The 17,931-nt window shown below is 59.0% G+C and carries 18 protein-coding genes; 7 read left to right on the top strand and 11 right to left on the bottom strand.

The window, feature by feature from the left end; all coding sequences use genetic code 11:
• The first annotated feature begins 12 nt into the window (after positions 1 to 12).
• Positions 13 to 723, top strand: a complete 711-nt coding sequence (gene phoU / locus WLQ66_RS06710; protein WP_061049310.1) for a phosphate signaling complex protein PhoU — start codon at positions 13 to 15, stop codon at positions 721 to 723.
• A gap of 2 nt (positions 724 to 725) precedes the next feature.
• Positions 726 to 1,415 (top strand): phosphate regulon transcriptional regulator PhoB, encoded by a 690-nt coding sequence (phoB, locus tag WLQ66_RS06705; RefSeq protein ID WP_061049309.1) that lies wholly within the window; start codon positions 726 to 728, stop codon positions 1,413 to 1,415.
• 73 nt (positions 1,416 to 1,488) lie between these two features.
• On the opposite strand, the gene WLQ66_RS06700 is transcribed toward phoB, so the two are convergent.
• Positions 1,489 to 2,400 carry a LysR substrate-binding domain-containing protein gene (locus WLQ66_RS06700; RefSeq protein ID WP_061049308.1) on the bottom strand — a complete coding sequence of 304 codons (912 nt, stop codon included), beginning with the start codon at positions 2,398 to 2,400 and terminating at the stop codon, positions 1,489 to 1,491.
• A 102-nt stretch (positions 2,401 to 2,502) separates the two neighbouring features.
• Between WLQ66_RS06700 and WLQ66_RS06695 the strand changes: the two genes are divergently transcribed.
• On the top strand, positions 2,503 to 3,723 hold the full coding sequence (locus WLQ66_RS06695) for an acyl-CoA dehydrogenase (protein WP_340545573.1): 1,221 nt from the start codon (positions 2,503 to 2,505) through the stop codon (positions 3,721 to 3,723).
• Positions 3,724 to 4,475: 752 nt separating this feature from the next.
• Positions 4,476 to 5,252 (top strand): SDR family oxidoreductase, encoded by a 777-nt coding sequence (locus tag WLQ66_RS06690; protein ID WP_340545572.1) that lies wholly within the window; start codon positions 4,476 to 4,478, stop codon positions 5,250 to 5,252.
• 8 nt (positions 5,253 to 5,260) lie between these two features.
• On the opposite strand, the gene WLQ66_RS06685 is transcribed toward WLQ66_RS06690, so the two are convergent.
• From WLQ66_RS06685 to WLQ66_RS06660, 6 genes are all read right to left on the bottom strand, one after another.
• Entirely contained in the window at positions 5,261 to 6,127 is an 867-nt protein-coding gene (locus tag WLQ66_RS06685) for an acyl-CoA thioesterase (RefSeq protein WP_340545571.1), read from the bottom strand.
• Positions 6,128 to 6,205: 78 nt separating this feature from the next.
• Complete coding sequence (locus tag WLQ66_RS06680; RefSeq protein ID WP_340545570.1) at positions 6,206 to 7,417, bottom strand: serine hydrolase domain-containing protein; 1,212 nt, start codon at positions 7,415 to 7,417, stop codon at positions 6,206 to 6,208.
• 31 nt (positions 7,418 to 7,448) lie between these two features.
• Positions 7,449 to 8,201 carry an enoyl-CoA hydratase/isomerase family protein gene (locus tag WLQ66_RS06675; RefSeq protein WP_340545569.1) on the bottom strand — a complete coding sequence of 251 codons (753 nt, stop codon included), beginning with the start codon at positions 8,199 to 8,201 and terminating at the stop codon, positions 7,449 to 7,451.
• 143 nt (positions 8,202 to 8,344) lie between these two features.
• Positions 8,345 to 9,139, bottom strand: coding sequence for an IclR family transcriptional regulator (locus WLQ66_RS06670; protein ID WP_340545568.1), 795 nt, complete (start codon positions 9,137 to 9,139; stop codon positions 8,345 to 8,347).
• A 24-nt stretch (positions 9,140 to 9,163) separates the two neighbouring features.
• The gene (locus tag WLQ66_RS06665) at positions 9,164 to 10,153 is read right to left on the bottom strand and encodes a phosphotransferase family protein (RefSeq protein ID WP_340546319.1); all 990 of its coding nucleotides are present in this window, start codon (positions 10,151 to 10,153) and stop codon (positions 9,164 to 9,166) included.
• Between the two features lie 92 nt (positions 10,154 to 10,245).
• Positions 10,246 to 11,268, bottom strand: a complete 1,023-nt coding sequence (locus WLQ66_RS06660) for an NAD(P)H-dependent flavin oxidoreductase (RefSeq protein ID WP_340545567.1) — start codon at positions 11,266 to 11,268, stop codon at positions 10,246 to 10,248.
• A 164-nt stretch (positions 11,269 to 11,432) separates the two neighbouring features.
• On the opposite strand from WLQ66_RS06660, the gene WLQ66_RS06655 reads away from it, so the two are divergent.
• The 3 genes from WLQ66_RS06655 to WLQ66_RS06645 all read left to right on the top strand — a co-directional run bounded on the left by WLQ66_RS06655 (position 11,433) and on the right by WLQ66_RS06645 (position 13,900).
• A complete protein-coding gene (locus WLQ66_RS06655; protein WP_340545566.1) occupies positions 11,433 to 12,434 on the top strand; it encodes an NADPH:quinone oxidoreductase family protein in 1,002 nt (333 codons plus the stop codon).
• A gap of 264 nt (positions 12,435 to 12,698) precedes the next feature.
• Positions 12,699 to 13,148, top strand: a complete 450-nt coding sequence (aroQ, locus tag WLQ66_RS06650) for a type II 3-dehydroquinate dehydratase (RefSeq protein ID WP_340545565.1) — start codon at positions 12,699 to 12,701, stop codon at positions 13,146 to 13,148.
• A complete protein-coding gene (locus tag WLQ66_RS06645; protein ID WP_340545564.1) occupies positions 13,145 to 13,900 on the top strand; it encodes a helix-turn-helix transcriptional regulator in 756 nt (251 codons plus the stop codon). Before aroQ ends, WLQ66_RS06645 begins: the two co-directional genes overlap by 4 nt.
• 493 nt (positions 13,901 to 14,393) lie before the next feature.
• On the opposite strand, the gene tsf is transcribed toward WLQ66_RS06645, so the two are convergent.
• The 4 genes from tsf to olsB all read right to left on the bottom strand — a co-directional run bounded on the left by tsf (position 14,394) and on the right by olsB (position 17,914).
• Positions 14,394 to 15,269, bottom strand: coding sequence for a translation elongation factor Ts (tsf, locus tag WLQ66_RS06640; RefSeq protein ID WP_340545563.1), 876 nt, complete (start codon positions 15,267 to 15,269; stop codon positions 14,394 to 14,396).
• Positions 15,270 to 15,348: 79 nt separating this feature from the next.
• On the bottom strand, positions 15,349 to 16,122 hold the full coding sequence (rpsB, locus tag WLQ66_RS06635) for a 30S ribosomal protein S2 (RefSeq protein ID WP_340545562.1): 774 nt from the start codon (positions 16,120 to 16,122) through the stop codon (positions 15,349 to 15,351).
• Between the two features lie 188 nt (positions 16,123 to 16,310).
• Positions 16,311 to 17,156 carry a lyso-ornithine lipid O-acyltransferase gene (gene olsA, locus WLQ66_RS06630; protein ID WP_340545561.1) on the bottom strand — a complete coding sequence of 282 codons (846 nt, stop codon included), beginning with the start codon at positions 17,154 to 17,156 and terminating at the stop codon, positions 16,311 to 16,313.
• Positions 17,153 to 17,914, bottom strand: a complete 762-nt coding sequence (gene olsB / locus WLQ66_RS06625; RefSeq protein ID WP_340546318.1) for an L-ornithine N(alpha)-acyltransferase — start codon at positions 17,912 to 17,914, stop codon at positions 17,153 to 17,155. Before olsB ends, olsA begins: the two co-directional genes overlap by 4 nt.
• Positions 17,915 to 17,931: the final 17 nt, after the last annotated feature.

Here is a 17,931-nt window from a genome sequence, read left to right as displayed (position 1 = left end):
AGGACCAAAGACATGCCAGAGCAACATATCGCATCCGCCTTCGACCGGGATCTGGAAGCCATTCAGGCGCAGATCATGAAAATGGGGGGCCTTGTCGAGGCCGCCATCATGGACGCCGCTCGTGCACTCGAAACCCGCGACGAGGAGCTCGCCCAGCAGGTGCGCAACGGCGACAAGGCCATCGACGGGCTGGAAGAGCTGATCAACGAAGAAGCCGCCCGCGTCATCGCCATCCGCGCGCCTGCTGCGGTCGATCTGCGGCTGGTGCTGTCGGTGATGAAAATCTCCGGCAATCTCGAACGTATCGGCGATTATGCCAAGAACATTGCCAAACGCACCGCCGTTCTGGCGCAGGGGCCCAGCGTCTCTGAGAGCGCCGCCGCCATGCGCCGTATGGCGCGCGAGGTCGAGCTGATGCTGAAGGACGCGCTGGATTCCTACATCCAGCGCGACGTGGAACTGGCGCAGGACGTGATCGCCCGCGACAAAGACGTCGATCAGATGTACAACGCGCTGTTCCGCGAATTCCTCACCTTCATGATGGAAGACCCGCGCAACATCACCCCCTGTATGCACCTGCATTTTATCGCCAAGAACGTCGAGCGCATGGGCGATCATGTCACCTCGATTGCCGAACAGGTGGTCTATCTGGTGACCGGCGACAAGCCCGAGGATGACCGGCAGAAAGCCGACACGACATCCTCTGTGCCGCAGGAGGTCTGACCATGGCTGCCGACCAACCCACCGTTCTGGTGGTCGAGGACGAATTGGCCCAACGCGAGGTTCTTTCCTATAATCTTGAGGCCGACGGGTTTCGTGTGCTGCGCGCCGAACATGGCGAAGAGGCGCTGCTGGTTGTCGAAGAGGACATGCCCGATATCATCGTGCTCGATTGGATGATGCCCAATCTCAGCGGCATCGAAGTCTGCCGTCGGCTGAAGTCGCGCCCCGAAACCCGGAACATTCCGATCATCATGCTGTCGGCCCGTTCGGAAGAGGTCGACAAGGTGCGCGGGCTGGAAACCGGCGCCGATGATTACGTGGTGAAGCCCTATTCGGTGATCGAACTGATGGCCCGCGTGCGCACGCAGTTGCGGCGGGTGCGCCCCTCGACCGTCGGGGTGCGGCTGGAATTTGACGATATCGTGCTGGACGCCGAGACTCATAAGGTCAGCCGGGCCGAGGCGCCCCTCAAACTTGGCCCGACCGAGTTTCGCCTGCTCTCCACCTTCATGGAGAAACCTGGCCGGGTCTGGAGCCGCGAGCAGCTCTTGGACCGGGTCTGGGGACGCGATATCTATGTCGATACACGCACCGTCGATGTCCATATCGGCCGGCTGCGCAAGGCGCTGACCCAACACGGCGGATCTGACCCGGTGCGGACGGTCCGTGGCGCGGGCTACGCGTTAGGGTAGCAATCTAACTACTTGAAAAATATGCGGCTTACGGGATTTCCCGGGGCCGCGCTTCGCTAATTGATCAGCCGATCTATCGCGGCAACGGGTCTTCCGGCTGCGCCTGACCTGCCAGCCAGTTACGGAACTTGATCAGGGCGGGATCCTTTGACCGGGCCTCTGGCCAGACCAGATAATAGGCGCCCTTGCTCTCGGTTGCTGTCGGGTAGAGCGCCACCAGACGGCCCGTTGCGAGATCCTGCTCCACCAGATAATCCGGCATCAAAGCCACCCCAAGCCCATGCAGTGCAGCCTGGGTAATGGTTGCGAATTGGTCATACATGGTACCGGATAATCCATCCTTCAACGCGATATCATGGGTCTCAAACCATTGCTGCCAGGCCTTTGGACGGGTCTGGATATGCAACAGGGGCAGGGCGGTGATATCTCCCGCGGTCTCGATCTGCCGACCGTTTAGAAGCTCCGGCGCGCAGACTGGCAACATCTGTTCGTGCTTCAGCAGCAGCGCGTCAGTTCCGGGCCAGTCAGCAGTGCCAAAATGTATCGCCGCATCAAAGCCTTCGCTGACAAAATTAAACGGTTCAAGCCGGGTCGACATATTGATGGTCACATCCGGGTGCAGCCGCGCGAATTCCGGCAGGCGCGGCATCAGCCAGCGCATCCCAAAGGCCGGCAGAATGGCCAGGTTGAGCGTGCCGGCCAGCGGCGCGGCCTGAACCCGCAACGTCGATTGCGCGATCTGATTGAGCGCCTGACGTATTTCGGCGGCGTAAGTCTGCGCTTCTGCCGAGAGCATGAGCCGCTTCTGGTCCCGCCGCACCAGATCCACGCCCAATTGTCGTTCCAGCGCCTGCAGTTGGCGGCTGACAGCGCCTTGCGTCAGAGCCAATTCATCCGCCGCGGCAGAGGCGCTGCCCAGACGGTCCAGCGCTTCTAGCGCGCGCAGCGCGGCAATTGAGGGGAGAAAGCGTCTCGGCGTGGCCATGTATGAGCTTTTGTAATGTTTGCTTGTGGTTCTGTCGCTGTCATTCCTCTTACCGCAAGGTTAAGGTCGGCGGCAAGTTTTGGATCAGGAAGGTGATGACAAATGACCGAAAAACCCGCATTGCGCGCCAAAGATGCCCCGGATCTCGGCCAGTTCAACTGGGAAGACCCGCTGCGTCTGGATGATCAGCTGGGCGAAGATGAACGCATGATCGCAGCTTCCGCGCGGTCGTATGCTCAGGAAAAACTTCAGCCTCGGGTTCTAAGTGCCTATGAAAACGAGGAAACCGATCCCGAGATCTTCCGCGAGATGGGCGAGATGGGTCTGCTCGGCACCACCATTCCGGAACAATACGGCGGCCTTGGTGCAGGCTATGTCTCCTACGGTCTGGTTGCACGCGAGGTCGAGCGCGTTGACAGCGGTTACCGCTCGATGATGTCGGTGCAAAGCTCGCTGGTGATGTATCCCATTTACGCATATGGCAGCGAAGAACAGCGCCAGAAATACCTGCCCAAACTCTCCTCCGGTGAGTGGATCGGTTGCTTTGGCCTGACCGAACCCGATGCGGGCTCGGATCCCGCCGGCATGAAAACCCGGGCCGAGAAAACCGATGGCGGGTATCGTTTGACCGGGTCCAAGATGTGGATTTCCAACGCGCCCATCGCCGATGTCTTTGTGGTCTGGGCCAAGTCCGAGGCCCACGGCGGCAAGATCCGCGGATTTGTTCTGGAAAAAGGCATGAAGGGGCTTTCGGCTCCCAAGATCGCCAACAAGGCGTCGCTGCGCGCGTCGATCACCGGCGAAATCGTCATGGATGGCGTCGAGGTCGGCGACGACGCGCTGCTGCCGCATGTCGAGGGGCTGAAAGGTCCGTTCGGTTGTCTGAACCGCGCGCGCTACGGCATCAGCTGGGGGGCGATGGGTGCGGCAGAGGCCTGCTGGCACGCCGCCCGTCAATACGGTCTGGATCGCAAGCAGTTTGGCCGCCCGCTGGCCAACACCCAGTTGTTCCAGCTGAAACTCGCCAATATGCAGACCGAAATCACCCTTGGGCTCCAGGCCTCATTGCGGGTTGGCCGCCTGATGGACGAAGCCAATGCAGCGCCTGAGATGATTTCCATCGTCAAGCGCAACAACTGCGGCAAGGCGCTTGAGATCGCCCGCAACGCCCGCGACATGCACGGCGGCAATGGCATCAGCCTCGAGTTCGGCGTCATCCGACATATGGTGAACCTCGAAACGGTGAATACCTATGAGGGCACACATGACGTCCACGCCCTGATCCTGGGCCGCGCCCAAACCGGTCTGCAGGCGTTTTTCTAAACAGATCGCATAACAAAACGTTTAAAAAGCGCATCGTTGTCTGACAACGGTGCGCTTTTTCGTTAACATCGTAAATCAGAGATGACTGGAGGCACGCGTTAATCAACGCCCAGACACTGATATTTCTGCAAGGCAGGTTTGCAAAAACGCAAATCATGGGCATCGCTTTATCCGCGCAAAGATTCTGACCGCTCTTTGCTGGACGAGCATCCCTCTGTCGCACGCCGAAAGGTTAAAGGGCAAGACGTGATAAATCCGGTCTTTCGTTGCAAAACACACGGCTCCGCGCGCGAGTGGGTTAACGCGTTCATGAAGCGGTGCAGTCCAGAGCGACCAGGCGGCTGCGCGCACCGAGATTTTTGCACAGGGGTGTTGCTATGGGTAATAACCGTCATCGACCTGCGCCGCTGCAAAACACCAATGCCAGATCGGGGCAAACCCGTCTGGCGGCGGGTTAATCCCATTGCTGGCATGCAAACCCGGGCCAGCGTAACCTCAGATGGCCAGGCCAATCCTACAAAGCGTCCATGAAGTTCCGCATGTTGGCAGGCGCAAATCTGCCAGATGGATCAACTTCCATGAACAAGCGGTAAAATCAGAATACCCTTGGTGTACGACGGGTGGTAGGACCGACACATATTACCTGTAATCAGTATTATGTATAATTTATATGATGCAGCGTCACTGTTGCAGGCTTGGCCGCAACATCGAACAGTTGCACAGCATATGTTCCAACGACAGCTGAGGCCCAAATGGATTTGCAAGGCAAAACGATTGTTATCACAGGCGCCGCCACAGGTATCGGGCGGGCTTTGGCGCTGACGATCGCCAAGCACGGCCCACGGCACATCATCTGTGCCGATATTGATGGCGCCAGTGCCCAGCATACCGCCGATGATGTTGGTGGCAGCGCCTTTGCCGTGGACGTCGGATCAGACCAGGCCATGGCGCAGATGATCGAGGCGATCGAGCGCGATATCGGCCCGATTGATGTTTTCTGTTCGAACGCCGGAATTCTCAGGATCGGCGGCCTGGAGACCTCCCTTGCGGATTGGCAGCGCAGCTGGGATGTAAACGTAATGGCGCATGTTTCCGCCGCCCAGCATCTCGTGCCACGTATGCTCGAACGTGGCGGCGGTTATTTCCTGAATGTCGCCTCGGCGGCCGGCTTGCTGAACCAGATCGGCGCCGCCAGCTACGGGGTTACCAAACATGCCGCCGTGGGGTTTTCAGAATGGCTGGCGATCACCCATGGCGACCAAGGGATCGGTGTTTCCGTCGTTTGTCCGCAAGCGGTGAAAACTGCCATGACCGAAGGATTGGAACATAGCGCTGCGGCTGTAGACGGTATGATCACCGCCGAGGACGTCGCAAGGATCTGCGTAGAAGCCATTGAGAACGAAACATTTCTCGTGCTTCCACACCCAACGGTGGCAAGCTACATCCAGGCCAAGGCCGCCGACACTGGACGCTGGATTACTGGTATGCAGCGGTTGCGCGACAAGTTCGACGCCCCAAACTCAGAATAATGGCTGCATCAGGATTTGGCGATGGGCCGCATCAGACCTTCCTGAGCGACGCTCGCCACCAAACGGCCATCCTGCGTGAAGATAGATCCGCGATTGAAGCCGCGGCCGCCTCCGGCAAAGGGTGAATCCATCGTATAGAGATGCCAGTCGTCGAATTTCACCGGTCCATGGAACCACATCGCGTGATCGAGACTGGCCGTCATCGCCTGTCCCTTTACAAAGCTCAGACCATGCGGACGCAGCGCCGAGCCCAGCAAACCATAGTCAGAGACATAAGCCATCAGCACATGTTGCAGCTGCGGGCTGGCGTCCTTGGCGGCTTTCATCCTGACCCACATATGGTTGATATCACTGCATTTACCGGGATTGATCGGATCGCGCGGCTCAACATCGCGGATTTCGAACGGGCGTTCTCGGGAAAATTCTACGCGCAGTCGGCCATCCAGCGTTTCGGCTAGCTCACGTAGCAACACGTCACGAGATACCAGCGCATCGGGGGCCTTTACCTCCGGGATCTCATGCTGATGTTCCCAGCCCGGTTCATCAATGTGAAAGGACGCCGCGAGATTCAGGATCTGCTTGCCATTCTGCAAGGCGGTGACCCGCCGGGTGGTAAAGCTGCCGCCATCCCGCGCCGGATCCACCGCGTAAATCACCGGCTTTGACGGATCGCCCGGACGGATGAAATATGCGTGCAGCGAATGGCACAGACGATCCGGGACTGTCGCATAAGCGGCCATCAAAGCCTGAGCGATAACCTGACCACCGTAAATCCGGGTCGGCGTCTCACCACCGGATCCAATTCCGCGATAGAGGTTGCGGTCCAGTTCCTCAAGATCGAGAAGATTGAGCAAAATTTCAGCTGCGTCAGGCATTTGTTACGTCCTGTTGATCTTTGCGCGGGTCATCGACTGTGCGTCACCCTGCCCTCATGGCGTGGCCGACAGGCAGGATTAGCCCGTTATCGCTCCGTGAACCAGCGCCTTTAGCTCCGCGCGTGCCGGATAGGAGCTGGATGGTGCCAGCTGTGTAAAAAACACGACACTCAGATCCAGCAGCGGGTCAACCCAGAAAAACGTCGACGCCATACCGCCCCAGCTGAAATCGCCCACCGATCCCGGACATCGCGCCCGCGCCGGATCAAGCACAACAGCGCCGCCGAGACCAAAACCCATCCCCTCCATCGGCTGTTCCGCAAAGCTCTGCGGTCCCATCGACGCAATATCGCCTGGAAGGTGGTTTTGGCACATGAAATCAACGATTTGTGGACTGATCAGATGGTGTTTCCCCAACCGCCCACGCAACCGGATCAACTCAACAAAGCGCATATAGTCGTCAATCGTACTGAGCAGGCCGCCGCCGCCAGAGTGCATCTCGGCCCGGTCAAACGGCGTATCGACGTAGCAATCAATCAGCCGCAGGCTTTCGTCTCCCTGCTCTGCACCATTCAAATCCATGGCATCGCCACTCAGCGGAGAATATAATGAAGCCAGACGGTTACCGGCTTCCGCTAAGGTGTGAAATGCGGTTTGATCCATGCCAAGCGGGTCAAATATCTCACGCTTGAGGAACGCCGCAAGGCTGTCACCGGTTACAACCTCAATCACCCGGCCAATCACGTCAATGCCAACCGAGTATTCCCAGCGTTTTCCGGGTTCAAAAGCAAGCGGAAGCGAGGCCAGTTCCGTGACCTTCGTCGCAAGAAGCCCCTGATCCGGTTTGAACATCAGATCCGTTTTCGACATTTCTTCTGCCAGCAAGCCCGGATTGAACGGGTAGCTCAATCCGCTGGTATGGGTCAGCAGCTCATGCAGCGTGGGCGCGCGGCAGGGCTGTGTCTGGTTAATATCGGTCGCGCCCTCAATAAGACAGTGCATATCAATGAATTCAGGAAGAAATTCCGACACCGGCGCATCCAGATGTAACAGGCCGCGTTCCAGCAGCAGCATCAATGCAAGCGAGGTGACCGGTTTCGTCATGGAATAGATCCGTGTCACCGTATCGCGGGTGAATGGCAGATCTTCGGCGATATTGCGATGACCAACCGCGTAGAAATAGCATTCTTCGCCGCCGCGGTTGATCAGCAGCGAACTGCCGGCATATCTGCGGTGATCAACATAGCGATGCTGCCATCTTCTGATGTTTTCTAGCCGCGCGGCATCCATGGGGGCTCCTGTCGTCAGATATCGGTAAGGCTCAGCCGATGAGCCTGGTCATCGCTGGCACGGTTTCACTGGTAAACCAGGGGGTATCATCCGATTCCGCTGCCATCGCCGCCTTGATCCTGGCGATCGTCTCGCCTCGGAGCTGCTGCTTGATCGCGCCGTAGGTTCCGGCGGGCAAGTCCGCCAGTGTCCGTGCTTCCTTCAGTGCGTATCCGAGCAGATCTTCGGCATCATCGGCAATGATATCAACGATATCGAAGTTGCGGGCTGCGATTGGCCCAATGGTCTGCCCGGTCAGCATCAAACGCCGCTGAATATTGGGGCTGAGGGTTGCCCGGGCGATCTCCAGCGGCGCCACGGGAAAATCCACCCCGGCCTGCACTTCTGCAAGACCAAACTTGGATTTAACCAGGGCTACACGCACATCACTGCAAAGGACAAAGAACAAGCCACCGGCAATCGCCGCACCATTAACAGCCGCAACCACCGGCTTGGGACAGGCGTAAAGCGCGAGGAACGCCTCGTTCAGCCCATCCACAGCAGCCCGCTGACCTGCCAGATCGAAATCCTTCGCGGCTTTCAGATCGAGGCCTGCCGAGAACACCTTGAACGCGCTGGTCAACAGGATCGCACGGACGGAAGGGTCCTCTCCGAATTCTTTGATTACATTGGCGAAATCCATCAGGAACTCGGGCGACAACGCATTAACCGGGGCCCGTGATAGTTTGAGTTCGACAACCCCGTCCCCATGTGACTGCCGGAACAACCAGTCGCTCTGTGTCATCTCTGCCTCTTCCCTTTGGGCTGGCGATCTGCTGCCAGCTGTTTGCGATATCATGCGTGGTTTGCCGACTGAGGTCGAGTATTTTGACCTACGTAAAACCACGCATAAAGCTATATCGCCCCCGCTTTGGCAAAGGGTTACCGCTAGGGGCGCATACTTAAGGTTTCGGCAGCAGAAATCAGCTGATCGGCGTAGCGCTGTTCCAGAACGGCACGGCTTACGTGAAAAGACGGTCCACCGACATTCAGCCCGTAGACCCGTGTCCCGTTCAGCGAGACAACCGGCACCGCGATACCGTTCACATCCTCGCGCCAATCGCCATAGCCGGTGCAAAAGCCCCGTGCCGCATATTCCTCCTGCGCGCGACCCAGACAATCCTGCCGCGCCTGTTTTCCCTCAGGGTCAAGCGCGTCGGCGATCTTCAGGCTCTCCGTCCGCTGATCGGGTGACATGCCGGCCAGAATGGCGCGGCCAACGGCCGAGAAAAACAACGGCAGACGCATCCCGACATGTGCCGCAAGCGAGACATCCTCGCGCGAGCGATGCACCGCGATATAGATGACGTCAGCATGATGTGCTTCGCCTAATGCGCTGGTAATATAGGAATTTTCTCCATTCCTCAGATCCCGCAGGATTTGCGAGGCACGGTCGCTGATATCCATTCCCGCCAGCACGCCATAGCCCAGACGCAGAACCCCTGCCCCCAACCGATACGTCCCCGACTGCGGATCCTGCACGAGGTAGCCCAATTGGCACAGGGTATAGGTCAGCCGCGATACGGTCGGCTTTGGCAGGCCTGTGCGGTCGGCCAGATCAGTGTTGGTCAGCTCCAGCTCATTGCGCCGAAACGCGCGCAGCACATCCAGCCCCCGCGCCAAGGCGGTGACAAAATTGCGGTCTTTCTCCGCATCCGCTGACGCTGTGTGGTTGCTGTCCATGCCCTGTCCCCTTGGCCGCTTGGCCTAGTCAAAACTACGCGTCAACGCGGCGAGCCCGGCGCGCGCAAACTCCGGCACAAATGCGCCCAGTCGCGCTGCATGTTCGGGGTTTGACGCATTGCCATCAAGCCCTCTTTTGCGCACACCCTGCAGGATCGCAGCCATCCGAAAGAAGCTGAAGGAGAGATAATAGCCAAAGTTATCAACTCCGGGCAAACCTCTGCGTTTACAATAGCTTGCAATAAAGGCTTTATCTGATGGCAGACCAAGCTCGCGCCGGTCAAGCCCGGCCAGTCCGCGCCCCTCGCGGCCGGGTGGCATCTGCCACTGCATGATGACCCCGGCGAGATCTGCATAGGGGTGGCCGATCGTCGACAGCTCCCAGTCGAGCACCGCACGACAGTTGGTTCCCTCTGCAGCAAAGATCATATTGTCGATGCGGTAATCACCGTGCACCAATCCGCGCTGCCCATCATCCGCAGGCATCTGCGCATCCAGCGCGGCGATCAGATCATCCATTTCGGCAATGGTTTCGACCTCGCTGGCGCGATACTGCTTGCTCCACCGCGCCAGCTGGCGCGTGAAGTAATTGCCCTCGGGCCCGTAGTCGGACAGACCGACAGCGGTGACATCAACCCCGTGTAGCGCCGCCAGCACGCGGCTTATTTCATCCATCACCGCGCCACGCTCGGTCGGCGACAGATCCGGCAGTGACGGGTCTGAGAAATTCCGCCCAACCACATGTTCCATCAAGTAAAAAGACGATCCGATGACGCTATCATCCTCGCAGAGATGATGCATCATGGCGACCGGCACTTCGGTGTTGCGCAACGCGGTCTGAACACGAAACTCACGCTCGACCGCATGGGCGGATTTCAGCAGCACACCGGGTGGTTTGCGCCGCAGCACATATTGCCCCGCATCGGTCGACAACAGATAGGTGGGATTGGACTGGCCGTTCTGGAATTTGCGGGCTGTGATCGGCCCGTCAAAGCCCGGCAGCCGTCCGCGCATGTAATGCTCTATAGCGCGCAAATCCAGCGCCGCTGCGCCTTGTTCACGATCAGAGCCGCTGCGGTCTTTGCCGTTTGAACTGCCGCGTACCATTATACGTCTCCGATTGTGGTAAACTCTGCCGCCAGCGCTCTGCCCGCGGCCTCGTAATCGGCGGCGATCTCCGCAACCAATGTGGCGACCGGCTGCACCTCTGTGACCGCCCCGATACCTTGACCGGATCCCCAGATCTCCTTCCAGGCCTTGGGCTTGGATGACCCACCGGCGAAATTCATCGCCGTCGCATCGGCGCTGGCCAGATTGTCGGGATCAAGCCCCGCCTTCTGAATGGAACCACGCAGGTAGTTACCAGAAACACCTGTAAACAATGAGGAATAGACGATATCATCGGCACTGCTGTCGACGATCATCTGCTTGTACGCCTGCTGCGCATTGGCTTCCTCAGTGGCGATAAAAGGTGACCCGGCATAGCCGAAATCGGCCCCCAGCGCCCGGGCCGCCAGCAGAGAGCGGCCATTGGCGATTGCTCCCGACAGCGCAAGGGGGCCGTGAAACCAGCTGCGGATTTCGCTGATCAGCGCCAGCGGCGACAGCTGCCCGGCATGGCCGCCTGCCCCTGCGGCAACCGCGATCAGACCATCTGCGCCCTTCTCGATGGCCTTATGGGCAAAGCGATTGTTGATCACATCATGCAGCACGATGCCGCCGCAATCGTGAGCCACCTCATTCACCTCCGGTCGCGCCCCCAGTGATGTGATCCACAGCGGCACCTTCCAGCGATGACAGATCTCAAGATCACGCTCCAGCCTGGTATTTGACCGGTGAACAATCTGATTGACCGCAAAGGGTGCCGCCGGATGATCCGGGTTGTCCTGGTTATGGCGGTCCAGCGCCTCGGTGATCTGTTTCAACCAGGCTTGCAGAAGCGGCGGCTCGCCCTCAGCCTCACGCGCGTTCAGCGCCGGGAAGGACCCAACGATTCCGGCCTTGCATTGGGCAATGACGAGGTCGGGCACGGATATGATGAACAGCGGCGCGCCAATCAACGGCAGCCCAAGCCCCTGCAGGGCTTTGGGCATAGGCTGCCCACCCTGGGTGAGGTAATTTTTCTTCATTTCCAGCCCCTTATCCAGCAGAATTCAGGCCGCTTTCCGGTTGGAAAACAGATCGTTTGCAGAGCAGAATTGCATTTCGCAAATTCATTGACAACGCAAGATCTGCACAGAAGACTTGACGTCACACCGGCCAGGGTTCGGCCACCATGACAGGATAATCACTCATGCATGCGATGCTCTCCACCGCTCCAGGCGGCCCCGAAACCCTGCAGTGGAGCGCACAGGACGATCCCGTCCCCGGCCCCAGGGATGTGCTTGTGGCGATCCATGCCGCCAGCGTGAACTATCCTGATACTCTGATGATACAGGACCTCTATCAGATCAAACCACCGCGTCCCTTTGCACCGGGCGGTGAAATCGCGGGCGAGGTTATCGCCCTTGGCAAGGACGTCGATAATCTGAACATCGGCGACCGGGTTCTGGCGTTGACGGGATACGGCGGGTTTGCCACCCATATCTGCGTCCCTGCCGCCAGCGCCATCAAGATTCCCGATCAGATGCCCTATCTCGATGCGGCTGGTTTTGTCTTTACCTACGGCACATCTCATCACGCGCTGAAGGAGCGGGCACAGCTGCAACCGGGAGAGACCGTGCTGGTGCTGGGCGCCGCTGGCGGGGTTGGCTCTGCCGCAATCGAACTCGCCAAGGCCGCAGGGGCGCGTGTCATCGCTGCGGTGTCCTCCGCCGAGAAGGCGGCCTTCTGCGAGAAGATCGGCGCGGATGCGACGGTGATCTACGGCCATGCGCCCGACAAGGAGGACCAGATTGCCTTTGGAAAGAACCTCAAGGCGATGGCGGGGAAAACCGGGATCGATGTGGTCTATGATGCGGTCGGCGGCCCCTATGCCGAACCGGCGCTTCGCGCGATGGCCTGGCAGGGCCGCTATCTGGTTGTCGGTTTTGCCGCCGGCATCGCAAAAATGCCGATGAACCTGCCGCTCCTGAAAGGATGCCAGATCGTCGGCGTATTCTGGGGCGCCGCCGTTCAGCGGGCGCCAGAGCAGCATCGCACCAATGTCGGTGAGCTGTTTGAGCTCTATTGCAAAGGTGACATTCGACCGCGCATCCACGCGCAGTATCCGATGACCGAAGCCGCTGCTGCCCTGACAGAAATGCAAAACAGAAGCGTTCTGGGCAAGATCATCCTGACAAACACGCCAGATTGACACTGCTCGTCTAGAAGACAACGTTAGCGATAGCTCGCTTGCATATTATTCTAAAATATATATCAATATGAGCGAATTACGGCGGAGCGGCCGCAGCGCTGACGGGCTGGCCAACCGATCCTGCGCCTGTCACTTGGGCCAGCCAACGACGCGCCGGCAGGGCTGGAGACTGGCGACCATCCCGGCGAGCCCGCACCACGGCAAATGTCCTCTATTGGGCGGAAGACGGGCAATCGGGGCATCACAGAGTTATTGGATATCGACATGCACAACATCCTGGTTTTGAACGGCCCCAACCTGAACCTGTTGGGAACGCGCCAGCCTGAGGTTTACGGGCATGAAACGCTGGCGATGGTTGAACAACGCTGCATCGACCATGGCGCGTCACTCGGGCTTTCGGTGACGTGCGAGCAGTCCAATCACGAAGGCGCGCTGCTTGATGCGCTGCACGGGGCCCGCGGCAGCTACGCCGGGATCATCCTCAATGCAGGCGCCTATACCCATACCTCCATCGCGCTGATGGATGCGATTTTTTCCATCGCCCTGCCGGTGGTTGAAGTTCACCTGTCAAACATCCATGCACGCGAGGAATTTCGCCATCGCTCCTATATCGCGCGCGCCGCGCTTGGACAGATCTGCGGATTTGGGTCACAGGGCTATCTGATGGCACTTGATGCGCTCAACAGCCATTTGAATCAGGAAAAACCGGGATGAAGCTGCGTGCCTACATAGACTTTCTATGCGGGGCGCGGACGCTTGAGGAGCTTTGGCTGGAACACGTCAAACAGATGCAGGCCTTTCGTTTTGACCGGCTGATCTACGGCTATACGCGTCACAAGACCAAAACCTCGCTCGGTGACCCCGAAGATTTCGTGATCCTGTCCAATCACTGCACCGAATACGTGAAAGGCTTCGTAAACTCCGGCCTCTATTTCGACGCGCCGATGTTGCAATGGGCGCTGAACAACGAAGGGGCCGGCAGCTGGCGCATGGTGCAGCAGCAGATGGCAAATCAATGCCTGACACCACAGGCGCAGAAAGTGATCGATTTCAATACGGCCATGGGGGTAAAGGCGGGCTACACCGTCAGCTTCTATTCGGCTTCTCAACGGTTCAAGGGCGCAATATCTTTGGCGGCGGAGGAAACCCTCAGCCAGGATGAGGTCGATGAGATCTGGGCAACGCATGGGCATGATATCGTTCTGATGAACAATGTCGCGCATCTGAAGATCCTCACGATGCCTTATGACCCCCCAAACCGCAGCCTGACAAAACGCCAGAGAGAAGCGTTGGAATGGGTTGGTGACGGCAAGACCACTCAGGATATAGCGGTTCTGATGGGGCTGACGCCTGCGACCGTCGAAAAACACCTGCGCCTGGCACGCGAGGCACTGGCCGTTGAGACAACAGCCCATGCGGTACTAAAAGCGGCACTTCACAATCAGATGTATATTATGGAGAACTGATAATCCCTATAATATATATTGGATATTACAGCTGATATTCAGAGAGTTTCTTCCAATTTTCGCAATCTATCTGCAATTGGGTATGGAATTCATTACTTCCCCAATAGGAGAACTACAGGCACACTTACCATGTTCCGTGAGTGGGGCTTTGGCCTGGGACGGCGCAGGGCATGACCCTTGGGATTGCAAGGCTCTCTAACCTGTCCGGTAGCTGCGCGTATTGTTCCGCGCCAGCGCCGGGATATTCTGAGGGGCTTGTTGCGGCCATTCGATGTCTTTCCTGACATGGGCCCGCGACAGGCCCCTCACCCTCTTCCGACCGTATGACTGCCAATATGATATGCGCCATGGGCTTTGCCATCTGGGCGCTGCTGACGCGCCCTGCCCCTGATCGCCGCGCCTCTCATATTGCATTGTCACAAAGGAAAAGGCCGACGAAACGCGTTCGTCGGCCTTTAATTGTCTTACGGTCGGGCGTTAGCCCGCGTCGGGCTTAGCCCTGGGCTGCCTTGGCAACCTCAGCTGCGAAGTCTTCTTTTTCGACTTCGATGCCTTCGCCGACTTCCAGACGCACGAAACCGGTGATGGTGGCGCCCGCTTCCTTGGCCGCTTCTTCAACGGTCAGGTCAGGGTTCACAACGAACTGCTGGTTCAGCAGGGTCGATTCAGCCACGAATTTCTTCATGCGGCCGACGATCATCTTCTCGATCACCTGCTCCGGCTTGCCGGATTCGCGGGCGATGTCCATCTGGACCTGCTTTTCTTTCTCAACAACAGAGGCGTCCAGCTCCGCTTCGCTCAGCGCGGCGGGGTTCACAGCTGCGATGTGCATCGCAATCTGCTTGCCGATCGCTTCGTCGCCGCCGTTCATGGCAACCAATACGCCGATCTTGCCCATGCCTGCGGTCGCAGCGTTGTGCACATAGGACACAACGGTTTCACCTTCGAGGGAGGCCATACGGCGCACGGCCATGTTCTCACCGATGGTGGCGATCTTGTCGGTCAGGGTTTCGGCAACGGTTTTGCCGCCCATGTCCGCCGCCAGCAGCGCGTCGACATCGGCTGCGTTCACTGCGGTCTTGGCAATGCCGGACACCATTTCCTGGAACTCGGCGTTTTTGCCGACAAAGTCGGTTTCCGAGTTCACTTCGACGGCAACACCTTTGTTGCCTTCGACGACCACGGCGACCAGGCCTTCTGCGGCGGTACGGCCGGATTTCTTGGCCGCTTTTGCCAGACCCTTGGTGCGCAGCCAGTCAACGGCGGCTTCCATGTCGCCATTGGTTTCGGTCAGCGCCTTCTTGGCGTCCATCATGCCTGCGCCGGTGCTGTCGCGCAGTTCCTTAACCATGGATGCAGTAATTGCCATCTTAGGCTCTCCTCAATTCAAAAACGGATATGGGGCAGGTGATAGCCTGCCCCGCATGTCAACTCCGTGACAGGACGGATCAGGCGTCAGCAGCGGCGTCTTCAGCAACGGCTTCTTCTGCCGGTGCCTCTTCCAGGGCGCCAAGATCAACGCCTGCGGCGCCGAGCTGTGCGGACATGCCGTCCAGAGCAGCGCGGGCGACCAGATCGCAGTAAAGCGCGATGGCGCGGGCCGCGTCGTCGTTGCCGGGGATGATGTAGTCAACACCATCGGGCGAGCAGTTGGTGTCGACGATGGCCACAACCGGGATACCCAGCTTGTTGGCTTCGGCGATGGCCAGCGCTTCTTTTTTCACGTCGATGACGAACAGCAGGTCAGGAACGCCACCCATCTCGCGGATACCACCGAGCGAGGCTTCCAGCTTCAGCTGGTCACGCTCCATGCCCAGACGCTCTTTCTTGGTCAGGCCTTCGGCGCCGGACGCCATTTTCTCGTCGATTTCCTTCAGGCGGTTGATCGACTGGGAAACGGTTTTCCAGTTGGTCAGCGTGCCACCGAGCCAGCGGTGGTTCATGAAGTACTGAGCGGATTTCTCAGCTGCGTCTGCGATCGGCTGAGCCGCCTGACGCTTGGTGCCGACGAACAGGATCCGGCCGCCCTTGGCGACGGTGTCGCGGACAGCGTTCAGAGCTGCGTCCAGCATGGGAACGGTCTGGGTCAGGTCCAGAATGTGGATGCCGTTGCGTGCGCCATAGATGAAGGGCGACATGCGCGGGTTCCAGCGCTGGGTTTGGTGACCAAAGTGTACGCCTGCCTCAAGCAGCTGACGCATGGAGAACTCGGGAAGAGCCATGTATCTTTTCCTTTTCCGGTTTCGTGCCTCGGCGGGGGTCTCAGAGCGGATGCTCCAACCGGCGGTCTGCCAGGGATGTCTCCCCCGGTCAGGCCAATCCCCACCTGCGGATTGAATGGCGCGCGTATATGCCAGCGCTGAAGGATGCGCAAGGGCAAAAGATATATCCGCGCCCTGCCCCGGCCATTTCAGCGCGCGCCCTGCCCAATGCGCTGCCAAAGCGCGGTATGTCCGGCGCTGACCTCGGCTTCGCAGGCGGTCGCAAGGGCCTTGCGATCGGCGAAATCGGACACCCGCAGCGGAGTATGATAGTGCAGCACCACCTCGCCCTGACGCAGCGACGCCATTGTTTTCAGCAGATGTGAGCCGAAATCCATGTCTCCCCACCAACCATAAAACCGCGGATCCTCTCCATTTGGCGGGTAGAACACCACCGAAACCGGCTGGATCGAGATCATATCGCGCAGCTCGGGGTGAAAGAACGCCGCAAAAAGCGTTGTCTTGAACGGCAGCACCCGCAGCCCGTCGGTCGATGTCCCTTCGGGAAAGAACAGCAGCTTGTGCCCCAGCAGCAGGCGCTGCTGGAACAATGCCGTCTGTCGGCGCGCTTCCCTTGCGTCGCGTTTGATGAACACCGTGCCCGTTGCCCGTGCCAGCCAGCCAATACCCGGCCATGAGGCAACCTCCGCCTTGGAGACGAAATAGATCCGCTTGCGGGCGTTCAGAGCAAAAATATCCAGCCATGACGTATGGTTGGCGACCACTGCGCCGCGTTGCGTCATCAATGAGCCTTCGGTGCGGAACCCGATGCCCAGAATACGAAAGGCATTGCGGCAGACACATTGCGTGATGAACGGCGTCACCGGCCGACTGAGACCACAAAGCGGCCGTTCGATCAGGCGCACCAGCAGCAGCACCAGCAAGCCGCCAAAGACCAACGTGCCCAGACATAGGCCGCGACCGAGGATCAACACCCATCCAATGGCGCTGATCTTGATCGGAGGCGGCGCGTCCTCTCCCTCCCAAGTGGTCATGGCTCGCTGCGCCCTGCCTCGTAGATCCGTCGCTGACGCGCGTTCATGCGTGCAGTGTCCAGCACAAGACAGATATCGGTGGTGTTGAAATCATGGTCGATATAGGCGCCATCGCCCACGCAGCCGCCAAGCCGCAGGTAGGCCTTGATCAGCGCCGGCGTGTCCAGCATGGCGCGGCGACGGTCCAGATCGCCTGCCGGGATCAGGTCCATGGATTGGTAGCTGCGCGAAACCGGCCGCAGGTCTTCCGGCGCGAGATGGTTGTGGTGCAGCGATGACAGCGCATTGGCCAGCGGCGCAACCTCCGTCCCATGAAAACTGGCAACGCCAAACAGCACCTCGATCTCATGCTCGGCCACATAGGCTGACAGCGCGGACCAAAGGTGAAACATCGCGGTTCCGCCCCGATAATCCGGGTGCAGGCAGGAACGCCCCAATTCCAACAGCTTACGACCCGAAGCTCTCAGTTTAGAGAGGTCATATTCATCCTCGGAATAGAATTGCCCGGCCAAAAGCGCCTGATCGCCACGCAGCACCCGGTAGACGCCAACCACCGCATCGCGCGTCTGGTCCCAGAGCAACAGATGGTCGAAAAACGCATCGAAACGATCCTGCTCCAGCCCTGCCTCGTGATCCACCAGCGCGCCGCCCCCGCCAAGCTCACTGACAAAAACGTCGTATCTGAGCGCCTGCGCCGCGCGTAAATCCGCCGATGTCTGTGCCAGTTTGACCTGAAATGCAGGAGAACTGCCGCCCATGAGCTTGCTCATCAATG

The sequence above is a fragment of the Phaeobacter sp. A36a-5a genome, assembly GCF_037911135.1.
Classification (GTDB): Bacteria; Pseudomonadota; Alphaproteobacteria; order Rhodobacterales; family Rhodobacteraceae; genus Phaeobacter; species Phaeobacter bryozoorum.
The sequence above is the reverse complement of the archived record's forward strand: the minus strand, read 5'-3'. Positions and strand labels throughout refer to the sequence as shown.